This window comes from Bacillus sp. FSL R12-0074 (genome assembly GCF_038005725.1).
GTDB lineage: Bacteria > Bacillota > Bacilli > Bacillales > Bacillaceae_G > Bacillus_A > Bacillus_A mycoides.
The window spans coordinates 4,242,359-4,258,292 of record NZ_JBBOTR010000001.1 but is presented as its reverse complement, the minus strand read 5'-3'; the positions used below and the strand labels follow the sequence as shown (position 1 = coordinate 4,258,292).

Sequence of the window (15,934 nt, the reverse complement as noted above, 5' to 3'; positions counted from 1 at the left end):
TAATATTTTCCAAACGTTGATGTCAAATGCTTTTTACATTCTACTTTTTAAAATAGCAGGAGTAAAGAAAAAAATAGGGAAGAAATATGTGAGACCATTTTCTAGTGAGAGGAAGAGGAGAATGAAACTTATTTTTGTTCGGCATGGTGAAGGTGAACATACGAAAGATTTACCATTAAGTTTACAAGCAGTGAATCCACCATTGACGGGCGTGGGAAAGAAGCAGGCTGAATTGCTTCAGTGCGATGTACCATTACAAGAAAAGGATATATTAATCGCTAGTCCTACACTCCGAACTTTACAAACTGCGACAATATGGAGTGCGGAAGTTGCTTGTCAAAAAATTGTTCACCCATATATATCCCCGCGTATTTTTCCTTATCGGGAATCCGCCAAAACATTACCGTGCGATCAATTGTTAGATCGAAAGATAATACAAAATTTATTTCCACATTTTTCATTAGAAGAAAGTAGAAATGAATTGCTATGGAATGAGGGAGTCAATATCATCTCGGAGATGGAATTTCAGCAAATAGTAAATGAATTTCTGCACTGGTGCTATCAGTTAAAAGCAGAAAAAATTTGTATCGTTGCACACGATGGAACAATTACAGCGTATAGGCAATATTTACAGAAAGTCGCTTTAACTAGAGCTGATTTTTTGAAAGAAACGGGTATATATGAAATGGACTTATAGGAGAGGAAATTTGTAATGGAAGAGTTAGGAGAAGATGTGTACGACTTAAATGAGCCGAGAGTATACTTTAGCGTAGCGGAAATTAAGTAATATGCAAAATTGCATATTACACATATTGTAAATGGTTGGTATAAGTTTGGGGAGTTGAAACTAGTAGAATCCTTTTTACATAGTGGTGTAAAATCATATGTTGGATTGATAGATTATGTAGATGGAAATGTAGCACTTATGTTTACAATACGCCTATTTTACGGGTTTATTAACCATGACAAAACGTTAGAAGAAGTTGTTCGAGAAGCGAGATTAACCGATGAGGAGACATGTACATTTCGAGTATATAAACAATATGAAACGGATTTATTCTATATTCGAATGAATGCGTTTCACATTTAACTCACAGTTTTTTTACATTTTCTTCAATGAAAATGATTATCACCTGTGGTATGATATGTTCAAGTTTTTACAGGTAATAAAAGTTACTATATAAACGTTAGTATTTAATGTTTTTTATGTATGTCACAAATTATTCACGATTAACGTTTTAAAAGTAAGTAACTAATGTTATTATATTATCTGTAACTGACTTAATTACAACTTTAGGAGGAAGATATGATTATTCAATTTTTAAGAGAAAACAAAGCAGTTTCTTTTGTATTAGCGATAATTCGAGTGTATCTTGGTTACACATGGGTAATGGCTGGAATCGGTAAACTACAAGGGAAAGGCTTCGATGCAACTGGTTATTTACAAGGTGCAATTGAAAAATCTAAAGGAGCACAACCAGCTGTTCAATCTTGGTGGGCATCATTCTTACAAGATTTTGCAATTCCAAACGTTGATTTATTTAATACACTTGTGACGTGGGGAGAAATTTTAGTCGGAATTGGTTTAATTGTAGGCTGTTTAACAAAAACAGCGGTCTTTTTCGGTCTTGTAATGAACTTTTCCTATATGTTTAGTGGGTCAATTGGTGTAAACCCTGAAATGGTTATCTTATCCATGTTCGTTCTTGTTTCTGGTATAAATGCTGGAAAACTTGGAATTGATGGCTTAGTTATTCCAAAAGTACTAGGATCAAAAATTCAAAAACGCCAAAAGCAAGCTGCTTAATATATGAAACGGGTATCTCAAAATGAGATACCCGTTTATTTTTCAGCACTTATAGGATTTTTCTCGAAGAAATCTTTTACATACCCTACAAATTCTTGTGGCTCTTGACGAAATGGAGCATGATAACCTTTTTCAATAATATGGAAAGTGCTATTTTTTAAGAATTGATGATAAGTTTCTCCTTCTTTCCAAGAAACGCTATTATCATTTCTTCCCCATATAATTAAAGTTGGTTGCTTGATTTCAGTTGCGTTGATTTGAAGACGCCTAGGCCATAATTTCATTTTATTATAATGCTCTTCATCATTACGCTTGAATTTAACTTTGCTCTCATCATAATCTGCAATAGAAGAAACGGCACTTAAATCAGTCGACAACTTTGGTTTTGGTGAACCTTGTTTATTAACGAACGTATGAGGGCCGCCTGTAGCATCAGTTAAAATAAGGTGGGTAACCGCTTCAGGGTATAAATATGTTAAATTAAGAGAAATTTCTCCGCCCATAGAATGTCCCAGTATTGCGAATGAGTCATACCCTAGTTTTTTCATTAACTTATAATACAAATTTGCATGAGTTGGGAAAGAATAATAAAAATCCATCGGTTTAGAGGAACGTCCGAATCCTAAAGCATCAACAGAAATAATCGTATGATCTTTTGCTAAATCTGAGTAAACCTTTTGAAAACCATCGGATGATCCTCCAAATCCATGGATCATAAGTAAAGGTGGTTTTTCATCACCAATCTTTTTAAAGTAAATCGTTTGACCATCTATCTCTACCATTTTTTCCTCGGTAGCCAGTTTCGCTGTAATTGTATTTTTAACTTGTTTTACTTGTTCTACTGGCTTTTCTGCTGCACTACATCCTACTAATAGTGTAAGAGTAAGACAACCTACTATAAAATAGCTAAATCGCTTCAATTAGGTGTCCCCTTTCTAACATAACGCTGCATCTATCATAGCAAATAGTATATTACGATTTCCAGGAAGTTGATTACCATTCTTTATCATAAGAGGTGAAAGGAGCGTTTCATGGAAATTTGCTGTTTGAAGAAATTGGCGGAATATGAATTGTGAGTGCGGAACATCAATGCGTATCGTCCCATTCCACGATTTATAAATCATTTTTAATAACTGAATAGCGTCTTTTTCTTTTTTTGAAATAAGCGGAGTGACACATAGTACATTTCCTTTTTGTATGCATAAAGCAAAAGCATCTATTTGATTATCCCGCTCTATTTTAAAGGAGTAAGTTGCTCTCGATAGTAGTGATAAATAAAGATTAGAACGATCTGCACCAGTCGCAGTCTGATCAAGAAAAATGAGAGATTGAAGATCGGCTTGCTGAATTTGTTTTATGGGAAAAGAATTTGTACTTATATGAGCCGCTTGTTTTTCGAAACGATGAATTGTTGTTATTGATTGAAATCCATAAGATTCATATAAGGATTCACCAGCTTTTGTTGCAATGAGCGTAATAGGGAGCGATGGATAAGTTACTTTTAAGCTATTGTTTAACAAAATACGGCCAATTCCTTTTCTTTGAAAATCAGGATGCACGATTAACATACCGATAGAAGAAAATCCAGGGGCAAACGAAAAGACCCCGCCCACTGCAATAAGTTTATTCTCATGTACATAGCCAAAAATTGTGCCAATGGAAAGGTACATATGGAATTGCTCTTTCATAAAACTCTCATGCTGTAACCACCCGACTGATTTGCAAAGAGAGAGTAAATCTGGAATGGAAGATGCGTCTAGTTTTACTGTTTTCATAAAGTTCACCATATTTCTATTTAAATTAGAAAAAATAAGAATAATATTACGAAATGTAAAATAATAGGTTCGTATTAAAAGAAATCCAACATGTTTATATTTATCTTTGTAAAGGGGAGTATGCCTGATATGAAAAGACAAACTTATACAAATTATAACTTAAATTTACATAAGTTAACAAAAAATTTACATATAACTCATTTTCTCTTAACAGTCTTCTATTAAATTTGATAGTGGGAAATGAATAACCTAATTAGGGGGACAAGACAGTGAAAAAGTTTGTAAAAAAAGCATGGCCATTTGCAGTTGTGGCGTCGTTAGCAGTTACTTCGGTAGCAACATGGAATTTTACGCGTTCTAGTGAGGTTAATGCAGATGAGAACGGAAACAATGCAAAAATTAAAAATGTCATTGTATTAATTGGGGACGGTATGGGGCCTTCATATATGACAGCTCATCGTTATATGAAAGATAATCCAAAAACATTTGAGATGGAATCTACAGAATTTGATAAGCATCTTGTAGGAACACAAAAAACATATCCAGAAGATGAACATGAAAATATTACAGACTCTGCATCGGCAGCTACTGCGATGTCAGCAGGTATAAAAACATATAACGCAGCTATTGCAGTAGATAATGATAAAGCTGAAGTGAAAACAGTATTGGAGCAAGCGAAAGAAAAAGGGAAGTCAACGGGACTCGTTGCAACTTCTGAAATTACGCATGCAACACCAGCTGCATTCGGTGCACATGATATTAGTCGTAAAAATATGGACGCAATTGCAAATGATTACTTTGATGAGAAAATTAAAGGTAAGCATAAAATAGATGTTATGCTTGGCGGGGGCGTAAATAACTTTGTTAGAAAAGACCGCAATCTTACAGAAGAATTTAAGAAGTCTGGTTATAGTTATGTAACAGATCGTAATCAATTATTAAATGATAAAAGCGATCAAGTTCTTGGCTTATTTGCACCAGGTGGTTTAGACAAAATGATTGACCGTACTGACAAAACACCTTCATTAGAAGAGATGACAAATACCGCGATTGAGCGCTTGAACAAAAATAAAGACGGTTTCTTCTTAATGGTCGAAGGTAGTCAAATTGATTGGGCTGGACATGATAATGATATTGTCGGTGCAATGAGTGAAATGGAAGACTTCGAAAAAGCGTTTAAAGCAGCAATTGAGTTTGCGAAAAAAGATAAGAACACATTAGTTGTTGCAACTGCAGACCATGCTACTGGCGGATTATCTTTAGGTGCGAATGGTGAGTATAACTTTAAAGTAGATCCGATTAAAGCTGCGAAACGTACGCCAGACTTTATGGCAAATGAGATTGTAAAAGGTGCAAATGTAGAAGAAACATTGAAAAAGTATATTGATCTACAATTAACACCAGAAGAAATTAAAGCTGTAAATGATATAGCTCCATCAAAAGATGTAACAAAGATTGATAATGCAATTGAAGATATCTTCAATAAGCGTTCGGTTACAGGTTGGACAACGGGTGGACATACAGGTGAAGATGTGAACGTATATGCATTCGGACCAGGTAAATACTTATTCTCTGGCGTTCAAGAGAATACAAATATAGCTAAACGTGTCTTTGACATCGTTGGCGGCGGCGCTCCGAATAAAGGAAGACGCTAATTATAAATGAAAGTGAGGCGAAATGCCTCACTTTTCTTTTTAGGAGATGGAAAGATGAGCGTTTTTTTAGGGAAATTAAGATTCCTTCTAGTATTCGTATTATTGCTAGTTGGATGTCAATCTCAAGAGAATAATATAGAACAAAAATCTGCTGGGAAAACTGAGGAAAAGGTACATATAACGAAAGAAGAAGAGAAATCCATTCAAGATGTTATTGAGGCATTTGTACGGACGACGAATGAAAAAAATCTTGCTGAACATATGGAGTTATTTTCAAAGAAGATGCCTAGTGCTGAAGACTTAAAAACACAAAAGGAAGCGGCATTTCAAAAGGGAAATAAGAAAATAGAGTTAGAACATATGAATATGAAAGCTCTTAAAGGTGGGCTTGTTATTGTTGAAACGGAGGAAAAAGAAGTAGATGGAGAGGTTACTCTTCAGAAGAAAATGCAGTACGCACTTGGAAAAGAAGAAGAAGGGTGGAAGATTGAAGAGGTTCGTATGATAGAGAAGAAATAAAAAGGTTCTCATAGGAGAGAACCTTTTTATAGTGGTAATAAAATTTGATTTGAACATGCTTCAATGTCATCAATATCTTGACGGATTGTTGCCATCTTATTATCGAGGTCTTCAGCTTTCATAGCAGCGTCATGTAGTTCATCTTTCAAATAGTCAGGTATATTTCCTTCATATTTGTAGTAAAGCTTATGTTCTAAACTTGCCCAAAAGTCCATGGCAAGTGTACGTAATTGAATTTCTGCAAAGACATCTTTCGTACCAGAATTTAGTGACAATGGATATTTAATAATCATATGCAAACTTTTATAGCCATTTCCTTTTGGATTAGCAATATAATCTTTTACTTCTACAATTTCCATGTCTCCACGATTTTCAATAACTTCTTTTAAATGATAAATATCTTCTACAAAGCAACATGTAATACGGATGCCAATAATATCTTGTAATTGTGTTTGAGCATTTTCAACTGTTGGTGATAAGTTTTTACGCTCAAGCTTCCTAATGATACTTTCGGGTTGTTTAAGTCTTGTTTTTATATGTTCAAACGGGTTGTAGTCTTCTAAAAATTGAGCTTCCCGGTTCATAATTTCAAATTTAGTTTTTAACTCTTCTAAAGCGAATGTATAAGGTAATACAAAAGCTTTCCAGTAGTTAACTGTTGATTGGTTATATTCCATTTCTATACACACCTTTTCTTATTTACAAGTGAAGTTGTTATTATACTAAACACCAAATCATGTAGGCGCAAGCAGCAAATGATGAGATCATAAAGCGATATTTAGTTTTCATCTTTTCAACCCCTTTCAAATGAAATTATATATGAATAAACGTCATTGTTAGTAATTTCGCTATGTACAATTCTTATAGTAATAGATTCATGTGAAATTCGTATGAACTAATTGTTTCAGCTTTTTGTCTTTTTGCTAATGACTTTTGGTTTTGTTTGTTATAATTACCTTAAATTGTAATAAAGGAGAGGGTATGATGAATCCAAAAGATAAAAAAAGAAAAGAGCAAGTGGCCCATATTATTGAAATTCCAGATGAATATAGGCTTGTTGTAGATGATCAAGAAGGAGTGGATGATCCGTATCATCTATTATGGTGGGGGCATAAAGAGGATGAGGAGAAAAAGATACAAATTACATTAAATAGGCATACTGGTAATTTATTTGAATTCAGGATAGATGATGAAAATTATTTTTCGAGTGATAAAGAAGTGATAGAGGAGAATAAGGCAAGAGAGATTGCAAATGTATTTATAAAAAAATATGTGGAAGAAGAATTAGAATTTTATACATATGTGTCAGTTAAGGATGACTGGCGTGGTTGGAAAGAAATAAATTATATGCAGGAAGTGAATGGATATCCATTGCCGAATACAGGATGTGTTGTGCGAATTCATCCTTCAGGTAATGTTGTACATTTTCATTACAATGGACAAAAAGCTATAGAGAAAAAACCGTTATGGCCAATTGAAATTGTTGAGGAGAACGTCGTTTTAGAAATTTTGAGAGCTAGACAAGATATGAGACTTGTATTTGTGGATTTAACACATTCTTCATGTAAATATGAAAATGGTGAGGAAGTAAAAGGCTATCATCTTGTATATGAACCAGAACCTAGTCATGCGTTTATTGATGCAAGTACAGGTAAAGATTTATTTGACCCAGGTCATTATAAATTGCCTCCAACTGTAGCTGTTGAAAAACCGAAAAAAGTTAGTCAACAAGATGATATATTCGATTTATTTGACTGGGATAAAGAAAGTTTTACAAAAGTGGCTGAGACAGAAAATGAAGATGGAATAAGGATGAAATTTGTTTCGAAAGAGGAATTACAAAAACAGAAAGAAGAAAAGAATCCATATTTAATGAATGAATTCTTTAAAAAGCATTTACCGATGTTAAAATATAATAATTTAGTTGGCATTACGATTGATAAATCAACCAATGAATTAATTGGTTTTATAAAACTGGCAGACGATAAAGAAGTAAAACAAATACTGTCTAGAGAGGAATGTTTACAAAAAGCACTTCAATTTTTAGAACATGTTATTCCAGATGTTACACAATATCTTCGCCTTTGGGATGAGCGTGACGAAGATGAAGGGATTGAAAGATTTGTCTTTTCAGTATATGTGAATGAAATTCCGATAGAGTATAGGGAATTCATGGTCAACATTAATACAGAAAATGGTGCTGTGATGCACTACTCGGGAAAACCTAGCAATATAATAGAAGAGTTACTTGCACATGAAACAGCACCAAAAGTAACAAAAGAAAAAGCGTTAGAAATATATAAAGAGGTCATTCGAGTAAAATTAGAATGGTGTATAGATCATGATGCAGAGGAAATGAAATATAAACTGCTGTATAAACAAACGAGGAGTGAAAATCATAAAGAATCCGTCGATTGTAGTCGGAAAATTCGTTACATAGATGCGCATACTGGAGAGAAAATTTGGAGTGAATATTAGTAAAAGCCAATCGATACGTTTCGATTGGCTTTTACTATGTTTATAGAAAAATTTAATGATTAGCGTTGAGTGGTTTAAGAATGCCATTAAGTTAAGAGTTCCATATTTACATCGTACAGACACAAACAACCTCATGCCCACATACACATAGTAAAGACCACTATTTTGGCGGAGGTGAAAGGTTTGAGTCTATTCGCCGCAATTGGATATATGGTTCGAGAAGTGTTTGTATTTGTTTCTTATGTGAAGAACAATGCGTTCCCGCAGCCGTTATCATCAGATGATGAGAGAAAGTACTTAGAGTTAATGGAGCAAGGTGATGCTCAAGCGAGAAATCTTTTAATTGAACATAATTTACGGCTTGTAGCTCATATTGTTAAGAAATTCGAAAACACCGGTGAAGATGCAGAAGATTTAATTTCAATTGGTACCATTGGGCTTATTAAAGCGATTGAAAGCTATTCAGCAGGGAAAGGAACTAAGCTTGCAACATATGCAGCACGCTGTATCGAAAATGAAATTTTGATGCATTTACGTGTGCTGAAGAAAACGAAAAAAGACGTTTCACTTCATGATCCGATTGGGCAAGATAAAGAGGGTAATGAAATATCGCTTATTGATATATTAAAATCAGAATCTGAAGATGTAATTGATATGATTCAGCTTAGTATGGAGTTAGAAAAAATTAAAGAGTATATCGATATTTTGGACGAACGAGAGAAAGAAGTAATTGTGAAGCGTTTTGGACTTGGGCTTGATAAAGAGAAAACACAGAGGGAGATTGCGAAGGCACTCGGTATTTCAAGAAGCTACGTATCGCGAATTGAAAAGCGTGCTTTAATGAAAATGTTCCATGAATTTGTGCGGGCTGAGAAAGAGAAAAAAGCAAAAGAATAATGTGTATTGTAAGCAGCTACACTTTAAAAGTGGCTGCTTTTCTTTCGGGAAAACGGAAAGAAAACGAGCTGTTCTAAGAAGAAATACATGTTCACTGTTGAAAATGGCGGGTTCTATCTGTAATATTAGAAGGTGCTAAACAATTTAAGAATAAAAATTATACTTAGTCTTTCTTCGTGTATAACGAGACGGCTCCATTCTATATGTGGGAATAAGAACCAATTTTACATATGATATAGAGAGAAAAGAAGGGGAAACTAAAGTTATAGGCTGATTAGGAGGTTTCGTAATTTGCGACGGACATTATATCGACTTATGATCGAACTTACAAATGGTCGTTTTACTTCTTATATATTACGTAAATTTGCACAATCTCGTTTGAGCTCTATCATTATTCCATCGTATGTGAAAGTTTTTCAAATTAATCAAGATGAGATGGAAAAGGGTTTGAAGGAATATGGAACATTGCATGATTTATTTACACGTAGGCTAAAAGAAGGAAAGCGTAGTATTGATACTGATGCATCGAGTATCGTTAGTCCTGTTGATGGTGTTTTTGCTGATCAAGGTCCTATTGAGGATACAAAAACATTCGATATAAAAGGAAAGCGTTATTCAATTGTGGATATGCTAGGTAATGAAGAGCGTGCAAAGCGATATGCAGGCGGTACATATATGGTGATTTATTTGAGTCCAAGTCATTATCATCGTATTCATAGCCCGCTTTCTGGCTCTGTGACTGAAAGATTTGTACTCGGTAGAAAATCATATCCGGTAAATGCAGCGGGTATGGAGTATGGGAAAGAACCATTGTCAAAAAATTATCGCTCTGTTACAGAAGTAAATAGTGGCGGCGAACATATGGCACTTGTAAAAGTAGGTGCTATGTTTGTTAATAGTATCGAGCTCCTTCATGAAAGAAGTACTGTTCAAAAAGGTGAAGAGATGGCATACTTTACATTTGGCTCAACAGTTGTTTTATTATTTGAAAAAGATATGATTAAAGCAGTGCAGGAATTGACAAGTGGGCAAGAGCTGCGTCTTGGTGAAAAAATTGCAACCCGAGTATCTCATAAGTAAAGAAAAGGTTTTATAATATACTTATGAAGCTCTAATTAAGAAATGTGGACAAAGATGCTTAATGAAGAAATCCCCTAGATGGGAGTACTTGTTTATTCGAGAGCCATCGCAGGATGGCTCTTTTTACAGGTCAATCAGCAATCTATATGTACTCAAGAAGATTTGACGAGCTTGTCCTCTAACGAGCGTCTAATAATTTCTTGTTTTATAAGTAAAATGAAGTCGGGATTTAATTTTAGTTCTTTTGCTTTATAATAAGACTCAGTGAGTAAATCAGTAGATAACTGTTCCATGTGTTTTGTTTTCAAGGTGAGTCACCTCCTAATAATATAAGGATTGATTCGTTGTTGCATTTAATGTACCAAAAAAATATGACAGTCACAAACAAGAGGTTATCCACATAACTCAGTGGATAAAATGTGAATAGATTGTTAGTAAATTCCAAATTGACTGAAAAATTAACGTGGAAAGTGTGTACAAGTTTATCCACAGGTTATCTATCGAAAAATGTTGTCGAAAAATTTTATGGGAAATCCTCAAAGAGGTGAAAGAAATTGAAGTTATTTTTACCAAATGAATATGTGAAAAATATATATCATATTCAACCAGAAGATTTGAAAAAGCGTGGAATTAAAGGAGTTATTACTGATTTAGATAACACTTTAATTGAATGGGATCGTCCAAACGCAACGCCACAGCTTGAAGAGTGGTTTTTGAAAATGAAAGAAAATGATATTCAAGTAACGGTCGTTTCAAATAACAACGAGCAACGCGTTAAAGACTTCGCTGACCCATTAGGTATTCCGTTTATTCATAGTGCGCGCAAACCGTTTGTTCGCGCATTTAAGCGTGCGATACATGAGATGCACCTGCAGCCAGATGAAGTTGTAGTAATTGGAGATCAGTTACTAACGGATGTGCTCGGCGGGAATCGTGTGGGACTTCATACAATTTTAGTTGTACCGGTAGCGCAAACGGACGGATTGGTGACACGATTTAATCGGAAAATTGAACGAAGAATTATGAGAAACATGAAGAAAAAAGGCTTAATTAACTGGGAGGAATAAAGTTTGACTGAAACAATTAAATGTATTGGTTGCGGTGTAGAAATTCAAACAGAAAATAAAAATGAAGTAGGATACGCTCCTGTATCATCTTTAGAAAAAGAACAAGTAATTTGCCAACGTTGTTTTCGTTTGAAACATTATAACGAAATTCAAGATGTATCTTTAACAGATGATGATTTCCTTCGTATTTTGAACGGAATTGGACAATCAGACGCACTAGTGGTTAAAATCGTAGATATTTTCGATTTCAATGGTAGCTGGTTACCGGGCTTACATCGTTTTGTAGGGAACAATAAAGTATTACTTGTAGGGAATAAGGCTGACTTAATTCCAAAGTCAGTTAAGCATGATAAAGTAAAACATTGGATGCGCTATAGTGCAAAGCAACTTGGTTTAAAACCAGAAGATGTCTTTTTAATTAGTGCAGCTAAAGGACAAGGAATCGCTGAACTTGCTGATGCAATTGAGCATTACCGCGAAGGTAAAGATGTTTATGTTGTTGGATGTACGAATGTTGGTAAATCAACATTTATTAATCGTATGATTAAAGAGTTTAGTGATGAGACTGAGAATGTAATTACAACATCACATTTCCCAGGAACAACGCTTGATTTAATTGATATCCCATTAGACGAAACGTCATCTTTATACGATACACCAGGTATTATTAATCATCATCAAATGGCGCATTATGTTGGGAAACAAAGCTTAAAGCTTATTACACCGACTACAGAAGTTAAGCCAATGGTATTCCAATTAAATGAAGAACAAACATTATTCTTTGGTGGATTAGCACGATTTGATTATGTGAGTGGGGGCCGTCGTGCATTCACTTGTCATTTCTCAAACCGTTTAACAATCCATCGTACAAAGCTTGAAAAGGCTGATGAATTGTACGAAAAACACGCTGGAGAATTATTGAATCCACCGACACCAGAAGAATTAGAAAATATGCCTAAGTTTGTGAAATATGAATTTAATATTCGTGAGCCGAAAACGGATGTTGTATTCTCTGGATTGGGCTGGGTTACTGTAAATGAATCAGGAGCGAAAATTGTTGCTCATGTACCAAAAGGAGTAAGTGTTTCATTACGTAAATCTTTAATTTAATATGGAGAGGGATTTATGAAACAATTATATGGTGTAATCGGAAATCCAATTGGACATTCATTATCACCCGTTATGCATAACGATGCATTTGAACACTTGAATATGGATGCCCATTATCATGCGTTTCTTGTAGAAGAAGAAGCGCTAGGGGAAGCAGTAAAAGGTTTGAAAGCATTAGGTATTTCAGGATTTAATGTAACGACTCCGCACAAAGTTGCAATTATGGAGTACTTGGATGAGATTGCCCCGTTAGCAAGGCAAATCGGTGCGGTAAATACAGTAGTTCATCGAGATGGAAAATTGATTGGGTATAATACAGATGGAATTGGTTTTGTTCGTGCCCTGCAGTCAATTAGTGAAGATCCACTTCAAGAGAAACGTATTTTATTAATCGGTGCAGGTGGTGCTAGCCGAGCTATTTACTTCTCGCTTGCCGATGTAGGTGTGAAAGAAATTGATATTGCTAATCGTACGAGAGATAAGGCGAAAAACCTTATCTCTGGGTGCATGGCAAATGTTAATTCGCATGCTCTATCGTTAGAATGTGCAGCAGAAAATCAAGGGGAATATGATATTATCATCCAAACAACAACGATAGGTATGCATCCACATGTTGAGTATACGCCGCTGGAAATTCGTTCATTGAAACAAGGAACGATTGTTTCTGATATTATTTATAATCCATTTGAGACGAAAATTTTAGGCGATGCGAAAGAACAAGGTGCAATAATTCAAAATGGAATCGATATGTTCGTTTATCAAGGTGCACTTGCGTTTGAAATGTGGACAGGGTGTGTGCCGAATATTGATAGAATGAAACAATTAGTAATGAGAGAGCTTGGAGGCTAATTATATGTTAACAGGAAAACAAAAAAGATTTTTACGTGCAAAGGCACATCATTTAACACCGATTTTTCAAGTTGGAAAAGGTGGCGTGAATGAAAATATGGTGAAACAAATTGGAGAAGCATTAGAAGTTCGTGAACTATTTAAAGTGAGCGTATTACAAAACTGTGAATTTGATCGTAGTGAAGTTGCAGAAGAGCTTGCACAAGGTGCACGAGCTGAAATCGTTCAAGTAATCGGAAGCACAATTGTTTTATACAAAGAATCAAGAGAGAATAAGCAGATTAAGCTTCCTCGATAAAAGATATACGTGAGTTATTTCGTAATGGACGCTTGATATGTAGAAAGCGAAACCAATTGAACTTTTATTAACAGTGGGCTCTCTTCGAATTTGTATGGGGAGAGTTGCTGTATGTAAAAGGAAGGGGCGTTTCTTTTGAGAAAAATTGGCATTATTGGTGGCACGTTTGATCCACCTCATAATGGACATTTGTTAATTGCAAATGAAGTGTATCATGCTTTAGGGTTGGAAGAGGTATGGTTTTTGCCGAATCAAATTCCACCGCACAAGCAAGGACGTAACATTACGAGTGTGAAAAGTCGATTAAACATGCTGCAAATAGCGATTGAGGAAGAAGCATACTTTTCAATTTGTTTAGAAGAGCTAGACAGAGAAGGCCCATCTTATACGTACGATACTATGGTACAATTAACGGAGAAGTATCCGGATGTGCAGTTTCACTTTATTATTGGCGGAGACATGGTTGAGTATTTGCCGAAGTGGTATAACATTGAAAAGTTACTTAAGCTTGTGACTTTCGTTGGAGTTGCAAGACCAGGTTATACATTACATACGCCTTATGATATCGTAAAAGTGGAAATTCCGGAGTTTGCAGTTTCTTCTTCTCTGTTACGTGAGAGATATATGACGAAGAAAACGTGCAAATATTTACTCCCCGAAAAAGTACAGGTATATATCGAGAGGGATGGGTTGTATGAATCGTGAGGAAGCACTTAGTATTGTCAAACAACAAATGCATGAAAAACGTTATATACACACGGTTGGTGTAATGGAAACAGCGATTGAACTTGCCAGATTATATGGTGTAGATGAGAAAAAGGCAGAGACGGCTGCTATATTTCACGATTATGCAAAATGTAGGGCGATTCCAGAAATGGAAGAGATTATTAAGAGAGAAGCTTTGCCAAAGGATCTACTGCACTATAACAAAGAGTTATGGCATGCACCTGTTGGGGCATACTTAGTAGAAAAAGAAGTAGGCATTACTGATCCTGAAATTCTACAAGCTATTACATATCATACAAGTGGTCATGAAAAAATGACAATGTTAGATAAAGTTATTTATGTAGCAGATTACATTGAACCAGGACGTAAGTTTCCTGGTGTGGAAGAAGCGAGGAAACTCGCATATAAAGATATAAATCAAGCTTTACTGTTTGCTTTAAAGCGAACAATTCAATTTTTAATGGAAAAAGATCAAACGATTTATCCATTAACATTCCAAACATACAATGAAGTTATCAAGGAGGAAATTAATAAATGAAAGATAAAGAGTTATTAGTATTAGCGGCAAAAGCAGCTGATGATAAGAGAGCAGAAGATATGGTTGTACTAAATATGCAAGGTATTTCACCGATTGCAGACTATTTTATTATTTGTCACGGAAATTCAGACAAGCAAGTACAAGCAATTGCACGTGAAATTAAAGCGAAGGCACATGAGTTCGAAATTAACGTACAACGTATGGAAGGCTTTGATGAAGCACGTTGGGTTTTAGTAGACCTTGGTGATGTGGTTGCTCATGTATTCCATAAAGATGAGCGTAATCACTATAATTTAGAGCGTCTATGGGGCGATGTGCCGCGTGAAGATATTGCAGATGAGCTAGATCAATGAAATACGAACAATTTGCTTTGCTGTATGACGAACTGATGAATGATGTCCCTTATGATAAATGGGTGGAATTCACAGAGGAAAGTTTACAACAGGCATCTATGAAAGAGGCAAGAATCCTTGACGTAGCATGTGGAACTGGTAACGTAACACTTCCGCTTGTGCGAAAAGGTTATGACTTAATTGGTGTAGATCTTTCGGAAGAAATGTTAACTGTCGCGCAGCAAAAATTGGGGGGAGAAGGCTATTTTATTCCTTTTTACCAACAAGACATGAGAGAGCTCGATGTTCCTGGTGAATTTGATTGTGTGACAATCTTTTGTGACTCATTAAATTACGTATTGCAAGAAGATGGAGTGCAAGAAACATTTAGAAGAGTTTTCCACCATTTACGTCAGGATGGCTTGTTTTTATTCGATGTACACTCTTTATATAAAATACATCACGTATTTCAAAATGAAACATATACAGTGAACGGCGAAGAAATATCACTTATTTGGAACTGCTTCCCTGGAGAAGAATCAGATAGTGTGGAACATGATTTGACATTCTTTGTACAAGATTCAGAAGAAGATGTGTATCATCGTTTTGACGAATGTCACGTGCAACGTGCGTATTCGGTTGAAGTGTTAACAAAATGGCTTGAAGAAGCTGGGTTTACAGTGCTTCGCGTCACAGGTGACTTTGAACGAATTGAAGTGACAGAACAAACAGAGCGCATCTTTTTTATGGCGAAGAAGAATGGATAAAAGAAAAGCAACCGATAAGGTTGCTTTTGTTTTATA

At 35.2% G+C, this 15,934-nt stretch carries 19 protein-coding genes and 1 pseudogene; 16 read left to right on the top strand and 4 right to left on the bottom strand.

The window, feature by feature from the left end; genetic code table 11:
* The first annotated feature begins 121 nt into the window (after nucleotides 1–121).
* From NSS97_RS22145 to NSS97_RS22135, 3 genes and pseudogenes are all read left to right on the top strand, one after another.
* The gene (locus NSS97_RS22145) at nucleotides 122–697 is read left to right on the top strand and encodes a histidine phosphatase family protein (protein WP_107886331.1); all 576 of its coding nucleotides are present in this window, start codon (nucleotides 122–124) and stop codon (nucleotides 695–697) included.
* Nucleotides 698–1,090: pseudogene (locus NSS97_RS22140) on the top strand (hypothetical protein); the annotation flags it as partial.
* Nucleotides 1,091–1,306: 216 nt separating this feature from the next.
* Nucleotides 1,307–1,807, top strand: a complete 501-nt coding sequence (locus NSS97_RS22135; RefSeq protein WP_044442499.1) for a DoxX family protein — start codon at nucleotides 1,307–1,309, stop codon at nucleotides 1,805–1,807.
* A gap of 35 nt (nucleotides 1,808–1,842) precedes the next feature.
* Here the strand turns inward: NSS97_RS22135 and NSS97_RS22130 are convergent, their stop codons facing one another.
* The gene (locus tag NSS97_RS22130; RefSeq protein ID WP_044442501.1) at nucleotides 1,843–2,727 is read right to left on the bottom strand and encodes an alpha/beta fold hydrolase; all 885 of its coding nucleotides are present in this window, start codon (nucleotides 2,725–2,727) and stop codon (nucleotides 1,843–1,845) included.
* 15 nt (nucleotides 2,728–2,742) lie between these two features.
* Nucleotides 2,743–3,582, bottom strand: a complete 840-nt coding sequence (locus tag NSS97_RS22125; protein ID WP_107886332.1) for a GNAT family N-acetyltransferase — start codon at nucleotides 3,580–3,582, stop codon at nucleotides 2,743–2,745.
* Between the two features lie 269 nt (nucleotides 3,583–3,851).
* On the opposite strand from NSS97_RS22125, the gene NSS97_RS22120 reads away from it, so the two are divergent.
* Nucleotides 3,852–5,237, top strand: coding sequence for an alkaline phosphatase (locus tag NSS97_RS22120; protein WP_341114039.1), 1,386 nt, complete (start codon nucleotides 3,852–3,854; stop codon nucleotides 5,235–5,237).
* Nucleotides 5,238–5,291: 54 nt separating this feature from the next.
* Nucleotides 5,292–5,756, top strand: coding sequence for a hypothetical protein (locus NSS97_RS22115; RefSeq protein ID WP_044442507.1), 465 nt, complete (start codon nucleotides 5,292–5,294; stop codon nucleotides 5,754–5,756).
* Nucleotides 5,757–5,782: 26 nt separating this feature from the next.
* On the opposite strand, the gene NSS97_RS22110 is transcribed toward NSS97_RS22115, so the two are convergent.
* Nucleotides 5,783–6,433 (bottom strand): GTP pyrophosphokinase, encoded by a 651-nt coding sequence (locus tag NSS97_RS22110; protein ID WP_002015229.1) that lies wholly within the window; start codon nucleotides 6,431–6,433, stop codon nucleotides 5,783–5,785.
* 304 nt (nucleotides 6,434–6,737) lie between these two features.
* Between NSS97_RS22110 and NSS97_RS22105 the strand changes: the two genes are divergently transcribed.
* From NSS97_RS22105 to NSS97_RS22095, 3 genes are all read left to right on the top strand, one after another.
* Nucleotides 6,738–8,234, top strand: a complete 1,497-nt coding sequence (locus tag NSS97_RS22105; protein WP_107886334.1) for a YcdB/YcdC domain-containing protein — start codon at nucleotides 6,738–6,740, stop codon at nucleotides 8,232–8,234.
* A 183-nt stretch (nucleotides 8,235–8,417) separates the two neighbouring features.
* Nucleotides 8,418–9,131 (top strand): RNA polymerase sporulation sigma factor SigK, encoded by a 714-nt coding sequence (sigK, locus tag NSS97_RS22100; RefSeq protein ID WP_000051382.1) that lies wholly within the window; start codon nucleotides 8,418–8,420, stop codon nucleotides 9,129–9,131.
* Nucleotides 9,132–9,422: 291 nt separating this feature from the next.
* Nucleotides 9,423–10,211 carry a phosphatidylserine decarboxylase gene (locus NSS97_RS22095; protein WP_107886335.1) on the top strand — a complete coding sequence of 263 codons (789 nt, stop codon included), beginning with the start codon at nucleotides 9,423–9,425 and terminating at the stop codon, nucleotides 10,209–10,211.
* Nucleotides 10,212–10,363: 152 nt separating this feature from the next.
* Here NSS97_RS22095 and NSS97_RS22090 read toward each other — a convergent pair whose 3' ends face one another.
* Nucleotides 10,364–10,519 (bottom strand): sporulation histidine kinase inhibitor Sda, encoded by a 156-nt coding sequence (locus NSS97_RS22090; RefSeq protein WP_002015226.1) that lies wholly within the window; start codon nucleotides 10,517–10,519, stop codon nucleotides 10,364–10,366.
* 246 nt (nucleotides 10,520–10,765) lie between these two features.
* Between NSS97_RS22090 and NSS97_RS22085 the strand changes: the two genes are divergently transcribed.
* The 8 genes from NSS97_RS22085 (at nucleotide 10,766) to NSS97_RS22050 (ending at nucleotide 15,898) form a co-directional block, all read left to right on the top strand.
* Nucleotides 10,766–11,278 carry a YqeG family HAD IIIA-type phosphatase gene (locus NSS97_RS22085; protein ID WP_002015225.1) on the top strand — a complete coding sequence of 171 codons (513 nt, stop codon included), beginning with the start codon at nucleotides 10,766–10,768 and terminating at the stop codon, nucleotides 11,276–11,278.
* A gap of 3 nt (nucleotides 11,279–11,281) precedes the next feature.
* A complete protein-coding gene (gene yqeH, locus NSS97_RS22080) occupies nucleotides 11,282–12,388 on the top strand; it encodes a ribosome biogenesis GTPase YqeH (protein ID WP_002015224.1) in 1,107 nt (368 codons plus the stop codon).
* Between the two features lie 15 nt (nucleotides 12,389–12,403).
* Nucleotides 12,404–13,237, top strand: a complete 834-nt coding sequence (aroE, locus tag NSS97_RS22075; protein WP_002015222.1) for a shikimate dehydrogenase — start codon at nucleotides 12,404–12,406, stop codon at nucleotides 13,235–13,237.
* Nucleotides 13,238–13,241: 4 nt separating this feature from the next.
* Nucleotides 13,242–13,535 carry a ribosome assembly RNA-binding protein YhbY gene (yhbY, locus tag NSS97_RS22070; protein ID WP_002015220.1) on the top strand — a complete coding sequence of 98 codons (294 nt, stop codon included), beginning with the start codon at nucleotides 13,242–13,244 and terminating at the stop codon, nucleotides 13,533–13,535.
* A gap of 135 nt (nucleotides 13,536–13,670) precedes the next feature.
* Nucleotides 13,671–14,240, top strand: coding sequence for a nicotinate-nucleotide adenylyltransferase (locus NSS97_RS22065; RefSeq protein ID WP_107886336.1), 570 nt, complete (start codon nucleotides 13,671–13,673; stop codon nucleotides 14,238–14,240).
* Entirely contained in the window at nucleotides 14,230–14,799 is a 570-nt protein-coding gene (yqeK, locus tag NSS97_RS22060) for a bis(5'-nucleosyl)-tetraphosphatase (symmetrical) YqeK (protein ID WP_002143180.1), read from the top strand. Before NSS97_RS22065 ends, yqeK begins: the two co-directional genes overlap by 11 nt.
* The gene (rsfS, locus tag NSS97_RS22055) at nucleotides 14,796–15,152 is read left to right on the top strand and encodes a ribosome silencing factor (protein ID WP_000653209.1); all 357 of its coding nucleotides are present in this window, start codon (nucleotides 14,796–14,798) and stop codon (nucleotides 15,150–15,152) included. The genes yqeK and rsfS overlap by 4 nt, the downstream gene beginning before the upstream one ends.
* Complete coding sequence (locus NSS97_RS22050; protein ID WP_002088700.1) at nucleotides 15,149–15,898, top strand: class I SAM-dependent DNA methyltransferase; 750 nt, start codon at nucleotides 15,149–15,151, stop codon at nucleotides 15,896–15,898. The genes rsfS and NSS97_RS22050 overlap by 4 nt, the downstream gene beginning before the upstream one ends.
* Nucleotides 15,899–15,934: the final 36 nt, after the last annotated feature.